We start from the raw sequence: 25,596 nt of genomic DNA on the forward strand, positions 1-25,596 counted from the left end.
CAATTCAGCACATAAAAAAGGGCCGCCCGGCAGCCCCTCCTACAGGTTTACTTTTTCTTCAGGCTTTCGAAAAATTCATCGGCCTCGGCGCCCATATACGCATTAATTTTATCTTTATTACGCTCAAAAGATGCCTGCGAGAATTGCACACCTTTCGCCAGACGCTTAACACTCATCTTCGAGATAGACCACTTCCAGAACAGCGCGCCGCCCGCGTCCGTATGATAGTTGGCATGTACGGAAACCAGGTACGTCATAGGAATACCTTCCGACGACTCGATGCACGGAACGACACGGAAGCTCGATGTATTCCCCGACTTCGCATTTCTTTCAAACAGCTTCATCAACGAGTCGGTTTTTTGAAGCCTGTCGAGAGCGAAATTCATCAGCGCTAACACGGTCGTCGCATTAGGACCTGCGATAGAGCTGACAAGCTCCATGACAATCGAATCCATAGTCAGCGACTTATTGCTGGTTGTGTATTCGCCATATTCGCTACCGCCCAAGGTCAACCAGCCCGCGTGACGCAGCGCCTCTGTGTACTCCCTAAGCCACTGTACTGGGTCGGATTCCACGTTGCTCTTGGAGTTAGCAACGGCTTCACCAAACTCTACACCCAGTAAAACAGCATCGCGATTTTTTTGCTGACTCCATCAGCGAACGCCACCATCACCGGTGATTTCTTGCTGATTTCCGCGATACTGTCGCTTTTATCTTCAGCTGCACTGCGAGTAGAAAGAGCACGCGGATGAATACGCGGAGGCAAGCTGTTCAAATAAGCAATGGTTTCGAGTTCAGTGGGGAAGACGGCATTAATATCAGTTGTCATAATTGCAATCCTTGCAGTGAGTTAGTTATTGCGATCTCGCTGACCGCACACGAAACTTAGTTGTGACGCGTCGGCACTGCAACAAAGAACACGTTACGACTTACGTCAAAGACTGACTTAACAATAAATCCAGAGCGCAAACAGGCGCCAGGGCTGGCTCTTCATTGCATTCGTTACTTCGGATGTGAAGAAAGAAGAACGCTCCCGCCTTATCAGCCCACGCTTGTTCCAGTGGGAGATAAAAGTCGGCAGGAGCGATATCAGGCGATGCCCGGCTTGGCGCCGTACCAACGCGGCGTGTAGACCCACGACTCACCATTGGCGCGAGGGAATACACAGGTGAGCGACGACCCCACCAGCACCATCGTGCGCATGTCGACGTGCTCCGGCGTCAGCTCGCCGAGGGTGATGACCCGCAACGTCTGCGCTGGCCGCCCCACGTCACGTCCCAGGGTCACCGGGGTTTCCGGGCCGCGATGCTGGCGCACGATTTCCAGGGCACGCCCCAACTGCCAGGGCCGGGCGCGCGAGATCGGGTTGTAGAACGCCAGGGCCAGATCGGCCTGACAGGCGAGATCCAGGCGCTTCTCGATGATCTCCCAGGGCTTGAGGTTGTCCGACAGGGACATGACGCAGAAGTCGTGGCCCAACGGGGCACCGGCCAGCGCCGCGGTTGCCAGCGATGCCGACACGCCCGGCAGTATGTGCAAGTCCACCCGGTGCCAGTCGGGATTACCCGATTCGTGCAGCGCTTCCAGCACCGCAGCAGCCATGGCGAATACGCCGGGGTCGCCCGATGAAACCACCACCACCGAACGGCCTTCAGCGGCCAGCTCGAAGGCATGCCGGGCGCGCAGCATTTCTTCGCGGTTGTCGGTGCAGTGCAACACTTGGTCGGCGCGGAACGGCCCGGCCATGCGTACGTAAGTCTCGTAGCCGAGCACGTCGTTTGCGCGTGCCAGCTCGGTCTTTACGGCGGGAATCATGAAGTCGGTAGCGCCCGGACCAAGGCCGATGACCGCCAGCCGCCCCCGTGCACAGCCGATTTGTGAAATGTCCAAAGGTTGCGGCGCGACGGCAATGGCGATGCCCGCCGCCGGGGTCAGCGGTGGCAACAGTTGCGGCAACACTTGCTGGGTCATGTCGGGGGCGTGCCAGCAGTGGTAAAACGCAGCGGTACGCCCAGCACGTCGGCAGCCGCGTGCAGCGCAGGATTGGCCATTTCGGCCTTGCTGGCCAGCAAGCAGCCCAGCGCCTGAACGGCAATGCGCGAATCATGCAGCGCGGCTTTCACGGCATCGGCCACTGCCTCGCCGGAATCGGCCAGATCCCCGCTCAGCGCCACCAGCACGTTGCGTGGGTAGATCAGCAATTCGTGGTCGCTGAGTTCTCGCTCGGCATAGCCGACGTGGATCGTCAACTGCGCCTGATCATCCTCAGGCAACTGCGCTTGCGCCAACCACGGCGCCGCGCCCTCGACGCGCACGCTTTCACCCGACAGCAAGTCGCTGACGAAGCGCTTGCCCAGCTCCAGATCCCCCAACGCATAGCCAGCAGGCGGATTGAGCAGGCAGGTGCCGAAACGCAACTCGCCGCTGGTGGTAATAGCCGCTGCAGTGTTCAGCACGGCCGCGATTTCCCGGGCCATCACATTGACGCCTCCCAGTCCTCCCAGCAGCGGCACGACTGCGCTGCCATCTTCAGCGACGGCCAGCACCGGCGGCTCTACGCCCTTTTCCAGCAGCACCGGCGCCAGCGTGCGAATGACGATGCCCGCTGCGCACAACGCGATGATCGGCGTGTCTTGCTGATACAGCTGGCGCAGCGTCGCGCCAAATTCTGAGTAGCTGCGGTCGGCGTCTTCGACGCGTCCGGCCAGCCCGTAAATCAGCGCTTGGGGGTACAGCTGCTGAATTCGTCGCGCCGTCGCCAGCGCGCCTTTGCCCAGAATGACAATGGCCGGGGCGTTGAGAGGGGTTGTGCTCATCAGCCCTGCCACCGTTCACCGGGGACAATGATCAGCGAGAAATACGGCGACGACATCGGGTCAACCTCGGCCAGCGGCACGATCTTCTGATTGGCCATGGTTGCGCGCTCGACGTACAACGCGCGATCCGCCAGGCCGGTTTCAATCAGCACCTGACGCACTTTCGGCAGGTTGCGCCCCAGTTTCATGATCACCGCAGCGTCGGCATCCTGAAGCTTGCGTTTCAGCTCGTCGGCAGACAACACACCGGACAGCACCGACAGGCTTTGATTGCGGTACACCAGCGGCGCGCCCAGCACCGACGCGCCGCCGAGCATCGAACAGACGCCCGGGATGACTTCGGCGTCGTAGTGATTGGCAAGACGATCGTGCAGGTACATGTACGACCCATAGAACATCGGGTCGCCTTCGCAGATCACCGCCACGTCGCGTCCGGCGTCCAGATGCGCCGCCACTTCGGCGCTGCTGCGGTCGTAGAAATCGCTGATCACTTGCTCGTAAGACATGTGAACCGGCAACGCCTCGGTGGTCACCGGGTACACCAGCGGCATCAGCGTCTGAGCCTGCTGCAAATGGCCTTCGATGATGCCGAACGCGTTGCCCTTCTTGCCCTTGGCGACGAAGTACGCGACCACCGGCGACTCTCGCAGCAGGCGCAGCGCCTTGACGGTAATGAGTTCCGGATCACCCGGCCCCACGCCCAGGCCAATCAGACGACCGCGTGGTGCCATCATTCGATCTCCGTGGCGAGTGAGTTGACCGCCGCGGCAGCCATGGCGCTGCCACCGCGACGGCCCTGCATGATCACGTAAGGCACGCCGCGACTGTCGGCAGCGAGCATGTCCTTGGATTCAGCGGCGCCGACAAACCCTACCGGGAAACCCAGAATCAGCGCAGGTTTCGGCGCGCCGGCGTCGAGCATTTCCAGCAGATAGAACAGCGCAGTCGGTGCGTTGCCGATCACTACAACCGCCCCTTCAAGGTGCGGGCGCCAGAGCTCCAGTGCCGCCGCCGAGCGGGTGTTGCCCAGCTCACGGGCCATCTCGGGCACGCGTTCGTTTTTCAGGGTGCAGATCACCTGGTTGTTGGCGGGCAGCCGCGTGCGCGTGACCCCTTCGGCCACCATGTGCGCATCACACAGAATCGGCGCACCGGCGGCCAGCGCGCGGCGACCTGCCGTGCCCGCGCCGGGCGAAAAGCGCAGGCCTTCCACTGCATCGACCATGCCGCAGGCATGAATCACCCGTACAGCGAGTTTTTCCAGGTCGGCCGGGATGGAGTCGAGCCGGGCTTCGGCACGAATGATCGCGAAGGAGTTGCGGTAGATCTCCTGGCCGTCGCGGATGTAATCAATCATGGGTGTTGCTCCGTGAGTCGGCGGTCAACAACGCGCCGACTGCTTCAATAGTGAGGTCACGTGCATGCAGATCGCCGAACCCGGACATTCCTGCATGACGAAAATAAAGGTCGTAACGACCGGGCAACGCTGCCAGCAGGGTCACCGGCATCACGTGGGCAGCGGCGCATGAACGCACGCAGCCGGTCAGATGCACTGCGCGGCTGACGGCGTTTTCTTGCAGCAATGCGGCCAGACGCAGCCCGTCGGCCTTGGTGTCGGCCAAGCCTTTTGCGCAGGCCGCGGAGCCGGTGCAGGCGACAATTTTGGTCAGCGACTGAGCAGCATCGACGAGCAAGCCCGCGTTGCTCAAGCCATCCATCACGGCTGCCGACTTGGCTGTCGGGACATTTCGCAGCATCAGGCTTTGCCACGGTGTCATGCACAACTGACCGTCGCCAAACGCAGTCGCCAATCGGGCGGCTTCACGCAACATGGAAGGCCGCAGACGCCCCAACGGCACGCCCGCGCCTACAGCCACGATGCCGGCTGATGCCTGGGAATAGGTGCCGATGTGCGCAAAAGACCGTGCAGGCGCGCGCCGCCAGTTGGTTACTTTTCGATCAATCACCAGTCGCTGCGGCAAATGCCCGGCAACGTGTTCGATGAATTGCGCAACGGTTACTTCTTTCAGCAAGTCCCGCATGCGTGCCTGATCGGGGCGAGCGAGAGCCAGGAATGTTTCCAGTACCGCAACGACCAACGCGTGCGCTGCATCCGGCGCCACCGCAGCCACCGGCGACTCGGTGGCCGAACAGCCCGCCAGCCCAAATCCCAGCAGCGTCTGGCCGTCGACCTGCAACGCGGACAGCCAGAGATCATGGGGATGCTCAAGCATCGCCAAGCCCTCGCCGCCGTCCAGCGACAGCGCGAACTTGGGCGACAGTTCATGGAAACGCGGGTGGTGCTCAAGAGAATGCAGGATTTGCCCGGCCAGCGGACGCACATCCAGCAGCTGCTGCGGATCGAGGCCTGCGGTGGGGCTGAGCATCAGGTTGCGCACGTCGTCACTGACGGGATTGCTCGGCCCCAGACCGGCATCGAGCAGGCTGGCAATCAGCCCGTCGTGGTCGGCGCCGATGCCGCGAATCTGCAGATTGCCGCGATTGGTCGCCTCGATCACGCCACCTGCGAACCCCTCGGCGGCACTTGCCACGGCCAGCGCCTGATCCGCTGAAAGCACCCCGCCCGGCAGCTTGATCCGGCAGATCCCGCCATCCAGCGCCGGGACGATACGCAGCAACCCCGGACAAGCCGAGGGGCGAAGGGGCGTAGCGGATAGGCGAGCGGACAACGGCTCGGTCAATGGGTCACCTGGTGCGAACGGGCGGACGCGTAGAGAAACGAAAAGTTACAGGGGCCGTATTATGCCTGCTTTGGCGGCGGGCATGAAAAGACGGTCTGTCGGATCGTTCATCCCGCAGATCTGCAGGCGCCCGGCTTGCCGCGAGTGGCGGGGCTGAAATCGCCGAACGCCCGCAAGCCGGACAGCTAAGGGTGGTGATTGTGATTGCCAGGTTTGCTACCAGAGCTTACCCAAGAGCGCCAATGCAGAGATGCCAGCGATGAATGCTGTCAAAGCAACTCTTTCGGGAATACAAATCCATCGGCGCTGATGGTCAGAGATGCTCTTTACCTCATTTATATCCACCATATCTTGTTGTCGCATAAGTTCGGTTGACGTCAGCGCCAGGTTCACAGCTACAAGCCGATAGCGTCGACCGACAAACCCCGAGTTATCCCAACAGCGCTTCGCATCAATCACGACACGACAGTTTTTTAGCCGTTCCTCTATTTCAGGAAGGATGAAGTATTTCACGTACACGTCTACGCAAAAGCTAACAAGGCTTATAACGCCAGAGACGATGACGACTCCCCCTAAAAGGTCGTCATTCATCGTCAACCAACTCATACAGCCAGTTACTAAAGTGCTCCCCCACTTTGCTACCTCCTGCTCCCCCCAACCATCCGCCAGTAGCTCCACCTGCGATACCACAAACAACCAGGCTGGCACCGCGACTGGGCCCGGCCATCCTGAAGCACATAGATACTGCTGCCTTCGCGCCAATACCTCCAATCGTAACCGACGTTGGAATCCCCACCATCATCTTCCCAACCTCCACAAACTTGGCCTTCGTGCACTGCTGCTCACGCCCGGCAGAACACGCTTCGCCGATCTCCATCAAACCCGCGCTGACGTCCAGCGCGACACCTATCGCCGTCCCGCCGCTTAACGTGCGGGCCACATTGTTGATGCGCTTCACGTTCCTGGCGTAGTTAGCGACTTCCCCGTGAGCAGGAAGCGCTTGCTGGAGATGCCCAGCATCTTCTTGATCGTTGAGTTGTTCTTGAGCCCCGTACCCCAGCGCCCAATACCCCGCAACTGGCCATCGAGGACGTTGAATAACGTCTGCCGCCGAGCCACAAACTGGTCCTTGGTCAGACTCCCGGCACGCCAGCGCTGGTAGGCATCGTTGATATCTTTCAAGGTGCTCTCGACCTGACTCAGGTGCGCGCTCCAGGCCGAGGTAACGCTGCCAATGCCGATAGAGCCGTAGGACATGATGCTTTGCAGCACATCGTAGTTTTGTATCAGAACCCTTGCGCTGGCGTGGTCGGTGGCGATCAGGGACTGGCGCACGTCACGGGCGTAGGACGCCAGCAGATTGTCCTCGGGCGTACACATGCGGGTGGAATCGTCGCCCACGACAATCAGCTGCCCCGGCAAAACGATAGAAAAGGGGCTGATGGCAGGATTGAGCTGATCAAACTTGGTCCGGGCACCACTGCCATTTGGCAAGTTGTCTCGGAACGAGGAGAGATTCTGTTTTTCGTCATTGATGAACGCGTAGGCCCCGGACATGCGCTCAGCATCCTGTTCGGCTTGATGAGCGGCGCACGATAGGTTTGGGGTTTGAACGTTGTCATTAAACGTTGCGTGTAAATCGGCGTGATTACGGCAATTTCAGAAACGCCCCACAAGCAAGCTCCCAACCGCCTACAAAATAAGGCTGATTGTCCCCAGCACGACGAGGCTACCTCAGCGAGGTATCATGCAGCCCTGGTGTTCACAGGCCGATATGACAGGCCTGTCGCACGTATTTGGTTGAGGGCAATTCATGTCACCGTGGCTGACAGTCGTGGGAATCGGTGAGGACGGCTATAAAGGTCTGGGCCGAAACGCTCGGCACGCGCTGTTGCAGGCGCGGCAGGTGTTCGGCGGCGCACGGCAGCTGGCCTTGCTGCCGCCGTGCATCCAGGCCGAGCAGCGCCAGTGGCCGAGCCCGTTTTCCCTGAGCCCGGTGCTGGAACAACGCGGCGCCCCGGTCTGCGTGCTGGCCAGCGGCGATCCCATGTTGTTCGGCGTCGGCGCAAGCCTGTCGAAACACGTCCCCCTCGCTGAGATGCGGGTAATTCCCGCGCCCTCTTCTTATTCGCTGGCGGCGGCCCGTCTGGGTTGGGCGTTGCAGGACGTGGTAACGCTGTCAGTCGTTGCCCGTCCCGTCGCCGCATTGAATGCCCACCTGCAAAACGGGCTGCGGCTGCTGGTGCTGAGCAACGACGGCTCCAGCCCGGCGGCCATCGCGGCGCAGCTCAGCGACCGCGGCTTTGGCCCGAGCCGTATGATCGTCCTCGAACACTTGGGCGGCAGCGCCGAGCGACAGATCGAAGGTACCGCGGGTGAGTGGAACGCCACCGATATCGCTGCACTGAATCTAGTGGCCATTGAATGCCGCGCCCAGCCTGATGCACTGCGTCTGTCGCCACTCGGCGGTCTGCCGGACGAGGCGTTTCGGCATGACGGCCAGCTCACCAAACGCGACGTGCGCGCGATTACTCTGGCCCGTCTCGCGCCCGTTCCCGGTGAGTTGCTGTGGGACGTGGGCGCAGGCTCCGGCTCCATCGGCATCGAGTGGATGCGCGCGCACCCAACCTGCCGCGCCATCGCGGTCGAGGCCGATGAGGGACGGCAACACCTGATCGAATTCAATCGCGATGCGCTGGGCGTGCCCGGTCTTCAACTGATTCGCGGACGCGCCCCCGATGCGCTTGAGGGCCTTGAGCAGCCGGACGCCATCTTCATCGGCGGCGGCGTGACGCGTGAAGGTGTGCTGCATGCCTGCTGGCAAAACCTGCGCTCGGGCGGGCGGTTGGTGGCTAATGCGGTCACGCTGCAAAGCGAGGCGATGCTGGTGAACTGGCGCGAGCAGCATGGAGGCGAACTGACCCGCATCCATCTGGCCCACGCCAAACCGCTGGGCGAATTCGACACCTGGCGTCAGGCGCTGCCGATCACCCTGCTCGAAGCGATCAAACCCTGATGCGCGACGAAACCGCCGAACAACCCGCTCCGCTGCGCAGTGGCTTGACCACCGGCAGCTGCGCCACGGCGACGTCACTCGCCGCCGCGCGCCTGCTGCTGGCCGGCGAAACCAACGATGCCATCGACATCACGTTGCCCAAAGGCAAGTGCGTGCAAATGCGCCTGGAATTCTGCCGGCTGATTGCAAACGGCGCCGAGGCCGGCACGCTCAAGGATGCAGGGGATGACCCGGACGTGACCCACGGCGCGCTGGTGTCTGCCCAAGTCAGGCTGATCCATGAGCGTGGCGTGCGATTTGTGGCGGGCGAAGGCGTCGGTACCGTCACCCGCCCGGGTCTGGTGCTGGGTGTCGGCGAGCCGGCGATCAATCCGGTGCCGCGCAGGATGATGGCCGAACACCTCACGCAACTGGCGCAAGAGGTCGGCTACGGGGGCGGGTTTGAAGTGACGGTCTGCGTCGAAAACGGCAGCGAGCTGGCGCTGAAAACGATGAACCCGCGGCTGGGGATTCTCGGCGGCCTGTCGATTCTGGGCACCAGCGGCATCGTCCGGCCCTTCTCCTGCGCGGCGTACATCGCGTCCATCCACCAGGGCATCGACGTCGCCCGCACCAACGGTTACCAGCACATCGCCGCCTGCACCGGCAACGCCAGCGAAGACACGATGCGTCGGGTGTATCAAATCCCCGACATCGCACTGATCGAGATGGGCGACTTTGTCGGCGCCGTCCTCAAGCACCTGCGCAAAACCCCGGTGGAGCGGCTCAGCGTCTGCGGCGGCTTTGGCAAGATCAGCAAACTGGCGGCGGGCCACATGGACCTGCACAGCCGCCATTCCAGTATCGATCTGGTTCAGCTCGCGCGATGGGCCGCCGACGTGGGCGCGGACGCCGAGCTGCAACAACGCATTTGCGGGGCCAATACCAGTCAGCAAGCGCTGGCCATGGCCTCGGCCGTCGGCATCGCGCTGGGTGATGCGGTGTGTCAGCACGCGCTGAATTTCGCCCGCAGCGTGGTGCCGACACAGGTTCAGGTCGAGGTCTTTGCCATCGACCGACAGGGCGGGATCGTCGGCCACGCGGGAGGCTTCATTTGAAACCACACACCATAAAACGCGTGTTGTTGCTCGGCGGCGTCACCGAAGCACTGGTGATCGCCCGCACACTTGGCCCTCAGCATATTTACAGCCTGGCAGGCGTGGGCCGCGTGCCCACCGACTTGCGCTGTGAAGTCCGTGTCGGCGGGTTCGGCGGCGCTGAAGGGTTGGCAAACTTCGTACAGCAGACAGGCATCGATCTGATCCTGGATGCGACTCACCCCTACGCTGCGCAGATCAGCCAGAACGCAGTGGCTGCTTCAAAGATGACCGGTGTCCCCTGCTGGGCATTGCGTCGCCCGGCGTGGCAGGCAGGGCCGGACGATGACTGGCGCGAAGTCGCGGACTGGGCAGAATTGATCGCCGCCCTCGCTCCCTTTCAGCGCCCCCTGTTCACCTTGGGCCGCGAACCTTTGCAGCATCTGCACGAGATTCCACCCCATCAGTTCTGGACGCTACGGGCCCTGGACATTTACGCCGGCAATGAACGCTGTGAAGTCATCGGCGCGCGTGGGCCTTTCCTTCTCGAAGAAGAGCGCGAGCTGTTCGAGACTCGCAACATCGACGTCCTCATCAGCAAGAACAGCGGCAGCACGGCGACCGAGCCGAAGCTGGAAGTGGCACGGCAGCGCGGGGTGCCGGTGCTGGTGTTGAAACGGCCGGTGCTGCCGGAGGTGGATCGGGCGTTGTGGAGTGTGGGCGAGGTGCTGGATGCGTTGCGGGACGTTGGCTGACGCATGCCAAAGATGCCGTGAAAATCGTCCGGGTTTGCGGATCGGTCCGACTTCCACCGTCGGACTCGCCTGACATCGGAAATGTGCTCTCCGGTATACCTTCCCGTGTGTTTTGCGGAACGCCTCACGGCGAGGGAACAATGATGAAAGAAGAATTCAAACCGTTCGACGCAGCGGAATACTTAGAGACGGTTGAAGACATGGCGGGCTATCTCGATGCCTGTCTCGATGAGGACACCGGTGACGGCATGCTAGTCCGACTGGCCCTGAAAGACATTGCGCGCGCATATGGGATGACGCAGATTGCACGCGACACGGGTTTAGGCCGCGAAAGTCTGTACAAGGCATTAGGCAGAGGCGGCAACCCCGAATTCGCCACCATCATGAAAGTCATCAAAGCCCTTGGCCTGAAACTCCACGCCTCCACCGCCTGAACCCTTCCTGAACCAAACCCGCCGCGCGACATAACGTCGCGGGCGGGATTTTTACATCTGGCGGCCGATCAGGCTAAATGGCCGACATGAAAAAACAACAAGATCAAATCATCACGCAGAAGCGGCGGCGGGCCTTTGCCTGGGTAGCCTGTTTCGCGTTGCTGTTCGGCGTACTGGCGATGCCGATGACGCCCACCATGCCGCGCCCCGAGGGTGAGCGGCTGGCTTGGGGAAGCGCCTGCATTGGCGCTGCGTCGCGACTGGCCATTACGCCCGTTGAAGTCATCAATAAACAAATGCCCTATCACCCCGGCATCGCGTTCGTGCGGCATTGCGACTGCTGCACCCACGCCACGCCATTGGTTGCGGTGCCGACCCGCGTCGGTTTAGGCCTCTTTGCCCTCATCGAACCGGTGCGCTTCCCTGTCGCGGTATTGGTGCTGCGCGCGCCGCCCCGTCAGCACTGGCCTGACCGTAATCCTCACGCATCGCCCAAGGTCTGATGTCCCGATCGTGCCGTCGCGTACCTGAATGAACCGGAGACCTGCGTAGATGCTGAACAAAATCCTCCTGCTGATCGCCCTCGCGCTGCCAGCCGGTTTCGTTGAAGCGCAGGATTACACCAAGGGGCAACTGACCGTCGCGCAGCCATGGTCCATGGCGCTGCCGCCCAACGCGCCCACCGTCGCGGCCTATTTTGTGATCACCAACAACGGTCCTGACGCCGACAGTCTGGAAGCGGTCGACAGCCCCATCGCCGGTGCCGCCCAGTTGCATCAACACGTGAGCCAGGACGGCCTGATGAAGATGCAGCACGTCGAGACGGTGAATATCCCCGCCGGTGGCACCGTGACCTTCGCCCCCATGGCCTATCACGTCATGCTGCTGGACCTGAAAGACCGCACCCGACTCATCGACGGCCAGACCTTCCCGCTGACCCTGCACTTTCAAAAAGCGGGCGACCTGACCGTTGACGTCGTGGTACTGAAACAACCACCGGTTGCTGCCGCTCCGGCCCACGCCCACTGACCCGCAGAAGACCGACACCGCCCACCTTGAACCGCCTGCCCGCGATTCGCGCCAGATCCGCCCCCGCCCCTCGTCATCCGCAGGGCGCCTGGCTGAGCCTGTTCGCCATGCTGATGATCTTCATCGGTCCGCTGATCTCGCAATCCATGCCGATGGAGCATCACAGCGGCATGGCGATGCCTGCGCCGACTTCCATGTCGATGCATGGCGAGATGGACATGTCGGCGTCGATGGACATGTCCATGGACATGGGCGCAGACGAGCACAGTAGTCACGTCAAGGCCGAGCAAAGCGCCGGCGTCGATCACGTCATCTGGGCCAAGTGCGGGTATTGCACGCTGCTGTTCAGCTGCCCGGCGCTGACCAAAACCGTGGCCGTCCTGGCGCCCGTCCCGCCGAGACCCGCCGACTTCTACAACGAGGCCACTCAACTCGGCCACGCCCAGCGCAATGTTTTCCCCAACGCCCGCAGTCGCGCCCCGCCCTTTTCGTCAGTCGCCTGAACACCAAATTTAATCGCACCCGCTGACGGCTTTATGGCCGTCCGCGGGTTGCGCCGTGTTTTCCCTGACGGGAGCGTTGCACCATGTCCAAACCGAATGTGTCTTTCTACAACCTGGCGTGGCGATGGCATTTCTATGCCGGCCTGTTCGTCGCGCCATTCATGATCCTGCTGGCGGTCACCGGGATCATCTACTTGTTCAAGCCGCAGCTTGACGCGCTGATGTACAGCGACCTGCTGACGGTCAAACCCGCTCACCACTCACTCAGTGCCGACGACCTGCAAAAGCGCGTGCTGACGGCTTATCCGCAGGCACAGGTGAGCAAATACCTGCCGCCGCTGAATGCCGAGGGCAGCGCGCAGTTCGTGGTCAAAAATGACGGCCGCGAGGTGAACGTGTTCATCGATCCGTACAGCGGCACGGTGCTTGGCACTCAGGACGCAAAGCAAAACCTGCAAGCCATCGCGCGCGAACTGCACGGCGAACTGATGATCGGCACGGTTGGCGATCGGCTGGTAGAACCGGCCGCCGGCTGGGGCATCGTGTTGGTGGTTTCAGGTGTGTATCTGTGGTGGCCGCGAGGTCGATCACCGGCCGGCGTGCTCTGGCCTCGCGTCAGCGCGCGAGGTCGCCTTCTCTGGCGTGACCTGCACGCGGTGACCGGATTCTGGGGGTCGATGGCGCTGCTGTTCATGCTGCTGAGCGGCATGACCTGGACCGGCATGTGGGGAAAGGTCTACGCCGATGTCTGGAACACTTTTCCGCCGGCCATGTGGAATGACGTGCCCAAGTCGGGCAAACAGGCTGGCGCCTTGAACAGTGCCAGCGTGCAAACGGTTCCGTGGGCCATGGAAAATACGCCGATGCCGGTGTCGTCGGGGGATCACGCCGAGCACATGAATCACGCGCACATGTCCAGCGCTCCTGCGGCGCCGGGCATTTCCCTTCAGCAAGTGGTGGACATCGCCAGGGCGCGCAATGTCGAACCGGGCTACAGCATCACCCAACCGAAAACGGCTGACGGCGTGTTCACCGTTTCCGTGTTCGCTGATGACCCGCGCAACGACGCCACGCTGCATGTGGATCAGTACACCGGCAAAGTGCTGGCGGATGTGCGTTACAGCGATTACAGCACCGTGTCCAAAGCCACCGAGCTGGGCGTGATGCTGCACGAAGGCAAAATGTACGGCTGGGTAAACCAGCTGCTGATTCTGTTCATTTGCCTGATGGTGCTGCTGAGTTCGGTGAGCGGAATCGTGATCTGGTGGAAGCGTCGCCCGCAAAACGGCTTCGGTGTTCCGCCGTTGCGTCATGACCTGCCGCGCTGGAAAACTGCAACAGTAGTGATGATCCTGCTGGGCCTCGCGTTTCCGCTGGTGGGCGTTTCAATGCTGGCGGTGTGGCTGCTCGATCGAATAGTGCGTTCGCGCTTTGCCAAAACAGCAACAACAGCTTAGATTGCGTCTCGCGGGGCCTGGAACCCTCTTTGGGTGGTTTAGTGATGAATTCCTCCTCATTTCGGGTTTCAGGTTCCGCACCTGTTTTTTCTGTTCGTTAAATGCCCACCTCCTCCGCGAAAAATCCTACCTGCCTGGTTGCGTTTCCTTCACGTCCAGAGCTGTCCCCACCTACAGACGCACGCCTCACGCCTTGACTACATGAAACGAGTCGCCGAACCCGTCGGTTCTGCGAGTCATCCCTCATGTATATGAACAGGCGCCATGAATTCCACGAACGTTACCGCCACACCCCTGCTCGACGTCGACAGCTCTGCCTTGACGGTTTACACCCTTCCCGATTTCAATCTGGCCCTGGAGCAGACGCTCACTGACTGCCTTCGCCTGAGCCACCCCGAGCTCGCGTTTGATTACGCCAGTGCATGGCTTGTCTGCCAGGAGCGAAGCATCGAACCCGGCGTCACGGAAGTCACCACCCACCGCCCGCTGCTTGCCAGCCTGACAGGACACTTTACCGGGTTCTTTCGATGGCAGAACGTCGTGTCTGCCGGGCTTTACACCACTGAGTTTCCTTCGGCTGAAACGTCCCCCATTGGCGGGCTGGACCGCGACGCACTGGCTGCTCTTTATGCAGCCGTCACGCAAGATCTGCCCGATCGCTATAAACAAACACTCTCGGATCACTGGGCAGAGGTTCAGCCCTCCGGAAAAACGCGGCGTGAGGACTTCCTCGCGGACCGGGTCAAACTGCTCAGGCTGGAAGGCCAGATGCGGGTCGAAAAAGGCGAGTTTCGTCCGCATCTGTTCAGCATGCTCAACGCCACACTGGATTACGGCATGGACACCTCGGCTGATCCCCTGCAGAAACACGACGTGTTCAACCTGTGGCTGGGGACAAGCTCTACTGCACTGTTTCCCCTGACCGGGGCATTTGTGATCACCGAGCAACGCACCGATCAGGTGCCGGCAAGCGACGACGAGTCAGTCGGCGAGGTCGTTCTTTACACCCCTTCCGGCAGTCTGGAACGTTTCGATTCAGTGCATCAGCTCACCGACACCCTCACCCGTCGCCTTGCCGACAAGACCCAACGCCGCCAATTGCTGGGCCATCTCAGGCTGGACGACGTCGTCGCAATGGCGCTTCCCAATGCTGACAGTGAGCAGCCCCCTATACGCTGGGGCTTGCAAAAGCTGGGCGATAATTTCATGAGCCTGCTGCTGACGTCGCAGGTCATCAAACAGAAGGCAGATTTCGATCACGCGGTGAACATCGCTCAGTCCCTGAGTCTCAATCCGCCGTCTTTTCAGCGCCTCATTCTTGAGTTGATGGCCTCGGATCAACTGTTCGACAACCACCGCATCGAGCGACAGCTGGACTGTGATGTGGTCCGCGAGCAGATGCCCGACTGGTGGGGAAAAATGAGTGAGGAGCAGCAGGTCGAATGGACCCGCGATGCGACGGCTTACGCTCAGTCTGTCCGGTCCATCCGGCGCATCAGCCTGGACCACTTCAACACGCCGCAAACTGACGGCGCCCACGTCATTACCGCATACGTCGATGCAACGGTCACCGCCGCACTGGCAGAGAAAAACATTCAACTGTCGTCCCGACAGATTCTGGTAACGGCAATATTCCACCAGCCGATTCCGGCGCGCTTTTATCCTATCGTCGTGATGGAAACCGAGACTCACTCGCAAACCTTCTCGCTGAACGCACTGGCCCACGACAACACACTGCGGGCGACAGCTCAGGATGCCAGCGAGCTGGGAGTTGCAGACGAACACGGTGCAGAGATACCGGGACTCTCAGAGGCGTTCGTGAAAGAGCTGCTGACGCGAATCGACATTCCAAAGCGGCTGGATGACTACCTTGCCGAACACCTTGATCACTCCGAGTACGCTGTGCAGTTGAAGCAACAGCACCGCGAGTTGTTGTTGGCACGACTGGGCATGGCGTATAGGGAGAGTCAGCTCAACGGATTTCCCGAGAATCGTCTGCGCTGGATCAAAGCGGCACTGGACGGTCCCGATTCGGAGCAGCGTCCGAAGGTGGACGGGGTCAGCATCGAAGTACGATTACTGCACATCGGTGGGGTCAAGATCCCGGACATCATGCTGATTGCCCCGGTCGGCAGATTCGACAAGGGGCCTCTGGCCCTTTGCACCCTCAATGCGCCAGATAACGTGGTGTTCCGCGCCTTCAACAGCATGTTCCACCTCACACAGACTTTTCTGGAACACGACACGTACAAATCCTACATGGCGAGGCTGCTGCCCCTGTCGGACAGGCGCCAGGCTCGGCAGATGCTCGATTATGAGGAGTGGCTCAAGCACTGGCGCCTCCCTGACGTACTGACGTCGCTGCCAGGGCCGGTTCCCGTTCCGTCCCACTTGACGCATCCGGTAGTGTTTGTGCCGCAGAAGGGCGATCTGTTCGACGAGTACTTCGCCGTCAGGATCCGCCAGTTGAAAGAGCAGGCGAAATCGCTGCTGACCCCGCCCGGCGATGGCGGGTCCCGCTGGCAAAACTTCGACATGGCCGTGAGCGTGTCGCTGTTGCTGTTGCCCGCGCCCGTCATGATTCCCATCGCGCTCGGGATGGGCCTGGCTAATGCCTGGAGCGGCTTTCAGAAAGTGGACGAAAACGACTGGGACGGTGCCGCACAGGAATTCCTCGACGCCGCCGGATATCTGCTGACGGCGGGTATCGGCAAGGCCAGCGGCGCCGTCGTGAAGGGCCATCAACTGACGATGATAAAACGTCCCCATCTGGTCCGCCGCACCGGACGCGGAGGACAGGTGCAGATCGGCTATCTGATGTCGCCCGCCGGAGCGCCCTACTTTGCCGAGTCCGGCATGATCACGCGGCTGGACCCGAATAAATTCACCGAGATTACCCTCGGTTCCGAAACCGGTTACGTGAGTCGACGCTTCAACCTGTTCGGACGGTCTCGCCTGTATCGCCTCCATCCACGGGACCCCGCGCTGCTGATCCATGAAGACGAGTACGTCGTGCGATCAAGCGCCGGGAGCTGGAGGAAACTTTCGCAGCCGTTCGCTCGCCTGAGCCCGCAGGCCGATCGACAGGCCCGACATGAGCTGAGGCTGTTGCTCACCGGATGGCCGTTCCCGTCTGAAGGCATCACCATCGTTGAGCCATCCCTTGATGAACCCCGGTTCCTGGCCCTGGCCGAGCGAGCGCGAGCAGAGCTGTACCCTGACTTGTTGGACTACATAGAAGGCGGTTCTGCAGAGATCAACCAACTCCTGAGAAGCGGAGCGCGAACGCCCAAGACGAAAGTGTTTCTCAACCAGTTCTACCGCCTGCGGTCCTGGAAAGGCGATGCATTCCGTGCCGCGCGCATCACGGACGAGGGTCTGCAGCAGCTGCGCCGCGAGCTGGGTGCAGTATTTGTCGACGCAGGGGTGCAGTCGGCTTCCATCAGCCGGGGAAATGCCGTGCGATGGAGCCTCGACGCGTTCGTAGCGGACCAGGCACCGAGCAATACGCATCCGGTGTTTCTGATCTTCGCGCCGTCAGTACCGAAGAAGAACATGTTCTCGGGCTTTCTTGCCGACCACGTCGCCATCCCGCCCGGCACCCGCGTACAACTCAGAGCGTTTCATGAAGTGAACGGACAGGCATTCGCCTACTTCACCGCGCCGGACACGATGGTGTACGAAACCTTTGATCTATTTACCGGGGAGCGCGAGCTTTTCGTGAGATAGCCGCGTTATCCGGGTGCCTCAACCCCCACCCCGCGGCACCGAACGGTGTCGCACCACTTGAGCGCGCAGGACGCACCAGCCGCCGTACACCGATCCACGTTGGTGCGCGGCGCCTGTCGCAGGCGACGTTTTCATTCCATTTTGCGACGTAAGCAGCCTTGGCCCAGCGTTTGCTAAAGCCTAAGCAGACTCAACTCTGCACCGCCAACAGCCGTCATCTAAAAAAATCAAAGAATGGAGCTAGCCAATGAAGCGTCGTAGTTTGCTGAAAGCGTTCACTTTGTCTGCATCGATCGCAGCGATGGGTTTGACCTGGACCGCTCAGGCGGCCGAGACCATCAAGGTCGGCATTCTGCATTCTTTGTCCGGCACCATGGCCATCTCCGAGACGTCGCTCAAGGACATGGCGCTGATGACCATTGATGAAATCAACGCCAAGGGCGGCGTCAACGGCAAGATGCTTGAGCCTGTGGTGGTCGACCCGGCGTCGAACTGGCCGTTGTTTGCGGAGAAAGGGCGTCAGTTGCTGACCCAGGACAAGGTCGCCGTGGTGTTCGGCTGCTGGACCTCGGTGTCGCGCAAGTCGGTGTTGCCGGTCTTTGAAGAGCTGAACGGCTTGCTGTTCTACCCGGTGCAGTACGAAGGCGAAGAGATGTCACCGAACGTGTTCTACACCGGTGCTGCGCCTAACCAGCAGGCCATTCCTGCGGTTGAATACCTGATGAGCGAAGACGGCGGCGCGGCCAAGCGCTTCTTCCTGCTGGGCACCGACTACGTCTACCCGCGCACCACCAACAAGATTCTGCGCTCGTTCCTGCACTCCAAAGGTGTCGCGGACAAGGACATCGAAGAGGTCTATACCCCGTTCGGTCACAGCGATTACCAGACCATCGTGTCGAACATCAAGAAGTTCGCGGCGGGCGGCAAGACGGCGGTGATCTCCACGGTCAACGGTGACTCCAACGTGCCGTTTTACAAAGAGCTGGGCAATCAAGGCCTGAAAGCCACCGACGTACCGGTGGTGGCGTTCTCGGTCGGCGAAGAAGAACTGCGCGGCGTCGACACCAAACCGCTGGTGGGCAACCTGGCGGCGTGGAACTACTTCGAATCGGTGAAGAACCCGGTCAACACCAAGTTCGTCGCCGACTGGAAGGCCTACGCCAAGGCGCACAACCTGCCGAACGCCGACAAGGCCGTGACCAACGACCCGATGGAAGCCACGTACGTGGGTATCCACATGTGGGCCCAAGCGGTCGAGAAAGCCAAGTCCACCGATGTGGATAAAGTCCGCGAAGCCATGGCCGGCCAGACCTTCGCCGCGCCGTCGGGCTTCACCCTGACCATGGACAAGACCAACCACCACCTGCACAAGCCGGTGATGATCGGCGAAATCAAGGCCGACGGTCAGTTCAACGTGGTCTGGCAGACCAAAGAGCCGATTCGTGCCCAGCCTTGGAGTCCGTTCATTCCGGGCAACGACAAGAAGCCTGACTATGCGGTGAAGAGCAACTAAGAAAAACAGGGTAAACGGTCGGTTGAAATGTTCCGGCTGAACCTATCCCTGTGGGAGTGAGCTTGCTCGCGAATGCGACCTGACCAAGACGAAGATGGCGTCTGGCATAACGCGATCGCGAGCAAGCTCACTCCTGCAGGTTCCCCGTCTGACGTTACGTCATGCGGGTGCTCCCAGGACTCGATATGCCCAGATACTTCCACCACCTTTTTCTCGCGCTGTGCCTGTGGCTGCCCTTCGCCGCCCACGCCAGCGATGCCGGCGACTTTGTCGCGGCCGACTCCTCCGCGCGCGCCCAACTGCTGGAAACCTGGGCCGCCAGGCCTGATCCGGCGCGCGTCGAGTTGTTGGTTGCCCTGCAGGATGGCCGCGTTGCTGCCGACAGCAGCAACCGGGCGTTCATCCAGAACGGCGACAGCTTCATCGCCGTCGACCCCGACGCTCCCGCGCTGGCCGATGCACCCAACCCCGATGCGCCCCAAGCCATCAGCCTGAACAACCGCCTTCGCGGCCTGATCAACACCGCGCTCGCAAGCCATCAGTTGCTCGCTGCCGACCCCAAGGTTCGCCTGGCCGCCGCGCAAATCCTGCAAAAAAGCGCCCGCCCGGCGCAGCTGCCCTTGCTGGTGCAACAAGTGGCGAGCGAACAGGACGATAGCGTTCACTCGGCGCTGAACCTGGCGCTGGCCAATCTGCAGCTGGTCGACGTCAGCCCCACCGTGCGCCTCGCCGCGGTGCGTCTCCTCGGTGAAACCGGTGATCCGCTGGCCCGCACCCGTCTCGAAACCCTGCTCGAACCCAGCGTCGAAACTGACCCCAGCGTGCGTCTGGCGGCGGAGACGAGTCTGGCTCAGGTCAAACGCAAATTGATGTTCGGCGAGATCCTCGGGCAAGCCTTCGCCGGCCTGTCACTCGGTTCGATTCTGCTGCTGGCGGCGCTGGGACTGGCGATCACCTTCGGCCTGCTCGGCGTGATCAACATGGCCCACGGCGAGATGCTGATGCTTGGCGCCTACGCCACCTACGTCGTGCAGATGATGTTTCAGCGTTACGCCCCCGGCGCGCTTGAGTTTTATCCGCTGGTGGCGCTGCCGATCGCGTTTTTCGTCACCGCCTGCATCGGCATGGCGCTGGAGCGCACGGTCATTCGCCACTTGTACGGTCGCCCGCTGGAAACGCTGCTGGCAACATGGGGCATCAGCCTCATGCTGATTCAACTGATTCGCGTCGTGTTCGGCGCGCAGAACGTCGAAGTGGCGAACCCGGAATGGCTGTCGGGCGGCATTCAAGTGCTGCCCAATCTCGTGCTGCCCTGGAACCGCATCGTCATCATCGCCTTCGCGCTGTTCGTCGTTGTGCTGACCTGGCTGCTGCTGAACAAAACCCGCCTGGGCCTGAACGTGCGCGCCGTGACCCAGAACCGCAACATGGCCGCCTGCTGCGGCGTGCCCACCGGGCGCATCGACATGATGGCCTTCGGGCTCGGCTCCGGCATCGCCGGGCTGGGTGGCGTGGCGCTGAGCCAGATCGGTAACGTCGGTCCTGACCTGGGCCAGAGCTACATCATCGACTCCTTCCTCGTGGTCGTGCTCGGCGGCGTCGGTCAACTGGCCGGCAGCGTCACGGCGGCCTTCGGGCTGGGCATCGCCAACAAGATTCTCGAACCGCAGATCGGCGCCGTACTGGGCAAGATCCTGATCCTGGCGCTGATCATTCTGTTCATTCAGAAACGTCCGCAAGGCCTCTTCGCACTCAAAGGACGGGTGATCGACTGATGAATCAGCCATTGATGGTCACTGCCGCGCAACGCGCCGGCACCCAAGTAACGGTCGCGGTCGGCGTGGTGATCCTTGCCCTGCTTATCGCACTGCCGTTGCTCTCCCTGCTGCCTGAAAGCAACAGTCTGCAAGTCTCGGCTTACACGCTGACCCTGGTAGGCAAAATCCTCTGCTACGCGATCGTTGCGCTGGCACTCGATCTGGTCTGGGGTTACGCCGGTCTGCTGTCCCTGGGCCACGGGCTGTTCTTCGCCCTGGGCGGCTACGCGATGGGCATGTACCTGATGCGTGAGGCGTCGGGCGATAGCCTGCCGGCGTTCATGACTTTTCTGTCGTGGACCGAACTGCCGTGGTACTGGGTCGGCACGCAGCATTTCCTCTGGGCCATGTGCCTGGTGGTGCTGGCGCCGGGGTTGCTGGCGCTGGTGTTCGGCTTCTTCGCCTTCCGCTCGCGGATCAAGGGCGTGTATTTCTCGATCATGACCCAAGCCCTGACCTTCGCCGGGATGCTGCTGTTTTTCCGCAACGAAACCGGCTTCGGCGGCAACAACGGCTTTACCAACTTTCGCAGCATCCTGGGTTTCAGCATCACCTCCCAAGGCACCCGCGCGGTGTTGTTTCTGCTCACGGTAGCGTTGCTCGCGGGCAGTCTGTTCGTCGGCTGGCGTCTGGCGCGCAGCAAGTTCGGGCGCGTGTTGACCGCCGTGCGTGACGCCGAAAACCGCCTGATGTTCTGCGGCTACGACCCGCGCGGCTTCAAGCTGTTCGTGTGGGTGTTGAGCGCCGTGTTGTGCGGCTTGGCCGGGGCGTTGTACGTGCCGCAGGTCGGCATCATCAACCCCAGCGAAATGTCGCCGACCAACTCCATTGAAGCGGCCGTCTGGGTCGCTCTGGGCGGTCGCGGCACGCTGATCGGTCCACTGCTCGGCGCCGGTGTGGTCAATGGCATGAAGAGCTGGTTCACCGTGGCCTTCCCTGAATACTGGCTGTTCTTCCTCGGCGCGCTGTTCATCGTGGTGACGCTGTACCTGCCCAAAGGCGTGATCGGCCTGATCAAGAAAAGGGGCGACCAATGAAAAGCACTCCGACGCCCGCATTCGATCCAGTGCTCGATCCGAACAGCGATGCCGGCACCAGCCGCGACGCCATCGGTCTCGGTCAGGTGGCTGGCAAAGGGCTGAACACGCTGCACGGCACGATCCTCACGCTGGAAGACATCAGCGTCAGTTTCGATGGCTTCAAGGCCCTCAACGATCTGAATCTGTACATCCGTGTCGGCGAGCTGCGTTGCATCATCGGCCCCAATGGCGCGGGCAAGACCACGCTGATGGACGTGATCACCGGCAAGACCCGCCCGAGTCACGGCAAGGCCTGGTTCGGCGAAACCCTCGACCTGACCAAGATGAGCGAAGTGCAGATCGCCCAGGCCGGGATCGGCCGCAAGTTTCAGAAGCCCACGGTGTTCGAAGCGCTGAGCGTGTTCGAGAACCTGGAGCTGGCACAGAAGACCGACAAATCGGTGTGGGCCAGCCTGCGGGCAAAACTCAATGGCGAACAGCGCGACCGCATTGACGAGGTGCTGGAAACCATTCGCCTGACGGCATCGATGGCGCGCCCCGCCGGGCTGTTGTCCCACGGTCAGAAGCAGTTTCTGGAGATCGGCATGTTGCTGGTCCAGGACCCGCAGCTTCTGCTGCTCGATGAGCCCGTCGCCGGCATGACCGACGCCGAAACCGAATTCACCGCCGAGCTGTTCAAGCGCCTGGCCGGCAAACACTCGCTGATGGTGGTCGAGCACGACATGGGCTTCGTCGGCACCATCGCCGACCACGTTACCGTCCTGCACCAGGGCAGCGTGCTGGCGGAGGGGTCGCTGGAAGACGTGCAGGCGGATGAACGGGTGATTGAGGTGTATCTCGGAAGGTAATGCGCTCCCTTGTAGGAGTGAGCTTGCTCGCGATTGCGGTGTATCTGACACATGAGCGTTGACTGATCCACCGCAATCGCGAGCAAGCTCACTCCTACAGGTCATACCTATTTGCTTGAGAATTCAGCCATGCTCCAAGTTGAAAAGCTCCACCAGTTCTACGGCGGCAGTCACATCCTTCGCGGTCTGTCGTTTGACGTGAAGATCGGCGAGGTCACCTGCCTGCTTGGTCGTAACGGCGTGGGCAAGACCACGCTGTTGAAAGTGCTGATGGGGCTGCTGCCGGCCAAAGAAGGCGTGGTGCAGTGGGACGGCAAGCCGATCACCGGCTTCAAGCCTCACCAGCGCGTGCATTCCGGGATCGCCTACGTGCCCCAGGGCCGGGAGATTTTCGGCCGACTGACCGTTGAAGAAAACCTATTGATGGGCCTGTCGCGGTTCCCGGGCTCAGAGGCCAAGGAAGTTCCGGCCTTCATTTACGAGCTGTTCCCCGTGTTGCTGCAGATGAAGCATCGGCGTGGCGGTGACTTGTCCGGCGGCCAACAACAGCAACTGGCCATCGGTCGCGCTCTGGCCAGTCGCCCTCGCCTGCTGATTCTCGACGAACCCACCGAAGGCATTCAGCCCTCGGTGATCAAGGAGATCGGCGCGGTGATCAAAAAGCTCGCGGCCCGGGGTGACATGGCGATCCTGCTGGTCGAGCAGTTCTACGACTTTGCCGCCGAGCTGGCGGATCAGTACATCGTGATGTCCCGCGGCGAGATCGTGCAGCAGGGGCGCGGCGAAAACATGGAGGCCGAAGGCGTTCGGGGTCTGGTCACCATTTAATTAATGCGCCGATCAGCTAAGGTACGGTCCTTCGATAAAACGATAATCGACTTATGAATCTTCCTGCCCACACCGCCCTGTTCACCCCCAGCTGGCATGCCGAGCTGGAGCTGGCGTATGGGCGTTTCGGCGACAGTACGCGCCCGACCCAGCGACGCCACAAAGGTCCGTTGCGGGTGCAAAAGCATCTGTACGCCGAAGGCCCGCAGGTCTGCCAGCACATCATCGTTCACCCGCCGGGCGGCATTGCCGGCGGCGATCGTCTGGACATCAGCGCCAGCGTCGGCGCCAATGCCTGGGCGCAACTGACCAGCCCCGGCGCCGCGAAGTGGTACCGCGCGGCTGGGCCGGCCTATCAACAGCTGGACATCAAGGTCGCTGCAGGCGGCACGCTGGAGTGGCTGCCGCAGGAGAGCATCGTGTTCAGCGAGGCCAAGGCTGAACTGACCACGCGGATCGATCTGGAAGGCGACGCCCGGCTGTTCTACTGGGACGTGGTGGCGCTGGGCCGGCCGGCCAGTGGCGAGCGTTTCGACAAGGGGCATTTTCAGGCGCATCTGGACATTCGGCGTGACGGCAGCCTGCTGTGGCACGAGCGCCAGCGCATCGTCGGCAATGACGGCTTGCTGGATTCGCCCATCGGCCTGGGCGGCAAGCCAGTGTTCGCGACGCTGATCGTGACCGGAGAAATCGACGCTGAATTGATGGAGCGCTGCCGCGATCTGGCGGAGCATTCACCCGTGCGCGGCGACCTGAGCCAGTTGCCCGGCCTGATCATCGCCCGTTGCCTGGCAGACGAAGCACTGCACGCGCGGGCCTGGTTGATCGAATTATGGAAACTGCTGCGCCCTGCCCTGTTGGGCCGGGAAGCGGTGGCGCCGAGGATTTGGAGCACCTAAACGAAACTGGCCATCTGTAGGAGCGTGGCTTGTCCCGCGATCGGCGACGAAGTCGTCGTAAACCGGCCCATACGGTCCTCATGACAGATCGAAGGACGGCCATGACTGCCGCTTCGCGTCAGATCGCGGGACAAGCCACGCTCCTACAGAGTTTGCGGCGATTTCTCTATTCGGAACTTAATAACGGACAAAACCCATGGATCTGACCCCACGCGAAAAAGACAAGATGCTGATATTCACCGCAGGTCTGGTCGCCGAGCGGCGGCTGGCACGCGGTGTGAAGCTCAATTACCCGGAAGCGATGGCCTTTATTTCCGCCGCCTTGCTGGAAGGTGCGCGGGACGGCCAGACCGTTGCCGACCTGATGCACTACGGCACCACCCTGCTGACCCGTGACCAAGTGATGGAAGGCATCCCGGAAATGATCCCGGAGATCCAGGTCGAGGCCACCTTTCCGGATGGCACCAAGCTGGTCACCGTGCATCAGCCCATCGCCTGAGCTGCCCATTGAACCTGAGATGTCCACTGAAACAGCCACACAGGAACCCGTGGAAACGAACATGACCTATTCGATTCGTGACGCTCTGCTGACTGACATGCCAGCCGTGCTGGCCATCTACAACGATGCCGTGCTCAACACCACGGCGATCTGGAACGAGCAGCCGGTGGATCTCGCCAACCGCGAAACCTGGTTCGCTGCGCGCCAGGCCCAGGCGTACCCGATTCTGGTGGCCGTCGATGCCGACAATCAGGTGCTGGGCTATTCGTCGTTCGGCGACTGGCGGCCGTTCGAAGGGTTTCGCCACACCGTCGAGCACTCGGTTTACGTGCGTGCCGATCAACGCGGCAACGGCCTGGGTCCGCTGCTGATGAAAGCGCTGATCGAACGCGCCCGCGCCTGCGACAAACACATGATGGTCGCGGCCATCGAAAGCGGAAACGCGGCGTCGATCCACCTGCACGCGCGCGAGGGTTTTATCACCACCGGGCAAATGCCTCAGGTGGGCACCAAGTTCGGCCGCTGGCTGGACCTGACCTTCATGCAGCTGGACCTGTCGCCCGGCGCCTCTGCTCCACCGTCGCAAGCGCCCGGCATCAAGCCTGACGCCTGAATGCTCATTCTGAAAGGATTTC

25 protein-coding genes and 1 pseudogene are annotated in these 25,596 nt (G+C 61.5%); 17 read left to right on the plus strand and 9 right to left on the minus strand.

The features are described 5' to 3' along the window. Positions 1-47: 47 nt before the first annotated feature. The 9 genes and pseudogenes from JN403_RS01230 to JN403_RS01270 all read right to left on the minus strand — a co-directional run bounded on the left by JN403_RS01230 (position 48) and on the right by JN403_RS01270 (position 7,075). Positions 48-575, minus strand: a complete 528-nt coding sequence (locus JN403_RS01230) for a hypothetical protein (RefSeq protein ID WP_205484865.1) — start codon at positions 573-575, stop codon at positions 48-50. A gap of 35 nt (positions 576-610) precedes the next feature. Continuing rightward, positions 611-829 (minus strand): hypothetical protein, encoded by a 219-nt coding sequence (locus tag JN403_RS01235; protein ID WP_205484866.1) that lies wholly within the window; start codon positions 827-829, stop codon positions 611-613. A gap of 260 nt (positions 830-1,089) precedes the next feature. Beyond that, positions 1,090-2,816 (minus strand): annotated as a pseudogene (cobJ, locus tag JN403_RS01240) (precorrin-3B C(17)-methyltransferase). Continuing rightward, positions 2,816-3,550: a precorrin-2 C(20)-methyltransferase gene (locus JN403_RS01245; protein WP_205484867.1), complete on the minus strand. Its 735-nt coding sequence runs from the start codon at positions 3,548-3,550 to the stop codon at positions 2,816-2,818. The pseudogene cobJ and the gene JN403_RS01245 overlap by 1 nt, the downstream one beginning before the upstream one ends. Beyond that, positions 3,547-4,173, minus strand: coding sequence for a precorrin-8X methylmutase (locus tag JN403_RS01250; protein ID WP_108119017.1), 627 nt, complete (start codon positions 4,171-4,173; stop codon positions 3,547-3,549). Before JN403_RS01250 ends, JN403_RS01245 begins: the two co-directional genes overlap by 4 nt. Further along, positions 4,166-5,518 carry a precorrin-3B synthase gene (gene cobG, locus JN403_RS01255; protein WP_205484868.1) on the minus strand — a complete coding sequence of 451 codons (1,353 nt, stop codon included), beginning with the start codon at positions 5,516-5,518 and terminating at the stop codon, positions 4,166-4,168. The genes JN403_RS01250 and cobG overlap by 8 nt, the downstream gene beginning before the upstream one ends. A 216-nt stretch (positions 5,519-5,734) precedes the next feature. Continuing rightward, on the minus strand, positions 5,735-6,109 hold the full coding sequence (locus tag JN403_RS01260; protein WP_205484869.1) for a hypothetical protein: 375 nt from the start codon (positions 6,107-6,109) through the stop codon (positions 5,735-5,737). Further along, positions 6,102-6,476: a hypothetical protein gene (locus JN403_RS01265; protein ID WP_205484870.1), complete on the minus strand. Its 375-nt coding sequence runs from the start codon at positions 6,474-6,476 to the stop codon at positions 6,102-6,104. Before JN403_RS01265 ends, JN403_RS01260 begins: the two co-directional genes overlap by 8 nt. Next, positions 6,473-7,075 carry a hypothetical protein gene (locus JN403_RS01270; protein WP_205484871.1) on the minus strand — a complete coding sequence of 201 codons (603 nt, stop codon included), beginning with the start codon at positions 7,073-7,075 and terminating at the stop codon, positions 6,473-6,475. The genes JN403_RS01265 and JN403_RS01270 overlap by 4 nt, the downstream gene beginning before the upstream one ends. A 256-nt stretch (positions 7,076-7,331) precedes the next feature. On the opposite strand from JN403_RS01270, the gene cbiE reads away from it, so the two are divergent. The 17 genes from cbiE (at position 7,332) to JN403_RS01355 (ending at position 25,574) form a co-directional block, all read left to right on the plus strand. Next, positions 7,332-8,534: a precorrin-6y C5,15-methyltransferase (decarboxylating) subunit CbiE gene (gene cbiE / locus JN403_RS01275; RefSeq protein WP_205484872.1), complete on the plus strand. Its 1,203-nt coding sequence runs from the start codon at positions 7,332-7,334 to the stop codon at positions 8,532-8,534. Beyond that, positions 8,534-9,631 (plus strand): cobalt-precorrin-5B (C(1))-methyltransferase, encoded by a 1,098-nt coding sequence (locus JN403_RS01280; protein ID WP_205484873.1) that lies wholly within the window; start codon positions 8,534-8,536, stop codon positions 9,629-9,631. The genes cbiE and JN403_RS01280 overlap by 1 nt, the downstream gene beginning before the upstream one ends. An 11-nt stretch (positions 9,632-9,642) precedes the next feature. After that, positions 9,643-10,365 carry a cobalt-precorrin-6A reductase gene (locus JN403_RS01285; RefSeq protein WP_205487202.1) on the plus strand — a complete coding sequence of 241 codons (723 nt, stop codon included), beginning with the start codon at positions 9,643-9,645 and terminating at the stop codon, positions 10,363-10,365. Positions 10,366-10,508: 143 nt separating this feature from the next. Then, positions 10,509-10,799: an addiction module antidote protein gene (locus JN403_RS01290; protein WP_122533764.1), complete on the plus strand. Its 291-nt coding sequence runs from the start codon at positions 10,509-10,511 to the stop codon at positions 10,797-10,799. Between the two features lie 77 nt (positions 10,800-10,876). Further along, positions 10,877-11,302 (plus strand): DUF2946 family protein, encoded by a 426-nt coding sequence (locus tag JN403_RS01295; protein ID WP_205484874.1) that lies wholly within the window; start codon positions 10,877-10,879, stop codon positions 11,300-11,302. 49 nt (positions 11,303-11,351) lie between these two features. Beyond that, a complete protein-coding gene (locus JN403_RS01300) occupies positions 11,352-11,828 on the plus strand; it encodes a copper chaperone PCu(A)C (protein ID WP_205484875.1) in 477 nt (158 codons plus the stop codon). A 26-nt stretch (positions 11,829-11,854) separates the two neighbouring features. Continuing rightward, positions 11,855-12,331, plus strand: coding sequence for a DUF2946 domain-containing protein (locus JN403_RS01305; RefSeq protein ID WP_205484876.1), 477 nt, complete (start codon positions 11,855-11,857; stop codon positions 12,329-12,331). Positions 12,332-12,414: 83 nt separating this feature from the next. Continuing rightward, on the plus strand, positions 12,415-13,788 hold the full coding sequence (locus JN403_RS01310) for a PepSY domain-containing protein (RefSeq protein WP_205484877.1): 1,374 nt from the start codon (positions 12,415-12,417) through the stop codon (positions 13,786-13,788). Between the two features lie 264 nt (positions 13,789-14,052). After that, positions 14,053-17,517, plus strand: coding sequence for a DUF6543 domain-containing protein (locus tag JN403_RS01315; protein ID WP_205484878.1), 3,465 nt, complete (start codon positions 14,053-14,055; stop codon positions 17,515-17,517). A 247-nt stretch (positions 17,518-17,764) separates the two neighbouring features. After that, the gene (gene urtA, locus JN403_RS01320; protein WP_122533769.1) at positions 17,765-19,030 is read left to right on the plus strand and encodes an urea ABC transporter substrate-binding protein; all 1,266 of its coding nucleotides are present in this window, start codon (positions 17,765-17,767) and stop codon (positions 19,028-19,030) included. Between the two features lie 185 nt (positions 19,031-19,215). Beyond that, on the plus strand, positions 19,216-20,805 hold the full coding sequence (urtB, locus tag JN403_RS01325; RefSeq protein ID WP_122533771.1) for an urea ABC transporter permease subunit UrtB: 1,590 nt from the start codon (positions 19,216-19,218) through the stop codon (positions 20,803-20,805). Continuing rightward, positions 20,805-21,884 (plus strand): urea ABC transporter permease subunit UrtC, encoded by a 1,080-nt coding sequence (gene urtC / locus JN403_RS01330; protein WP_122625656.1) that lies wholly within the window; start codon positions 20,805-20,807, stop codon positions 21,882-21,884. Before urtB ends, urtC begins: the two co-directional genes overlap by 1 nt. Then, on the plus strand, positions 21,881-22,735 hold the full coding sequence (gene urtD, locus JN403_RS01335) for an urea ABC transporter ATP-binding protein UrtD (protein ID WP_205484879.1): 855 nt from the start codon (positions 21,881-21,883) through the stop codon (positions 22,733-22,735). Before urtC ends, urtD begins: the two co-directional genes overlap by 4 nt. A 129-nt stretch (positions 22,736-22,864) precedes the next feature. Further along, on the plus strand, positions 22,865-23,563 hold the full coding sequence (gene urtE, locus JN403_RS01340) for an urea ABC transporter ATP-binding subunit UrtE (protein WP_205484880.1): 699 nt from the start codon (positions 22,865-22,867) through the stop codon (positions 23,561-23,563). A 53-nt stretch (positions 23,564-23,616) separates the two neighbouring features. Then, entirely contained in the window at positions 23,617-24,462 is an 846-nt protein-coding gene (locus JN403_RS01345) for an urease accessory protein UreD (RefSeq protein WP_205484881.1), read from the plus strand. A gap of 196 nt (positions 24,463-24,658) precedes the next feature. Further along, positions 24,659-24,961: an urease subunit gamma gene (locus JN403_RS01350; RefSeq protein WP_065987752.1), complete on the plus strand. Its 303-nt coding sequence runs from the start codon at positions 24,659-24,661 to the stop codon at positions 24,959-24,961. Between the two features lie 61 nt (positions 24,962-25,022). Beyond that, entirely contained in the window at positions 25,023-25,574 is a 552-nt protein-coding gene (locus tag JN403_RS01355; protein WP_205484882.1) for a GNAT family N-acetyltransferase, read from the plus strand. The last annotated feature ends 22 nt before the right edge of the window (positions 25,575-25,596 follow it).

The organism is Pseudomonas sp. 15A4, assembly GCF_016925575.1.
GTDB lineage: Bacteria > Pseudomonadota > Gammaproteobacteria > Pseudomonadales > Pseudomonadaceae > Aquipseudomonas.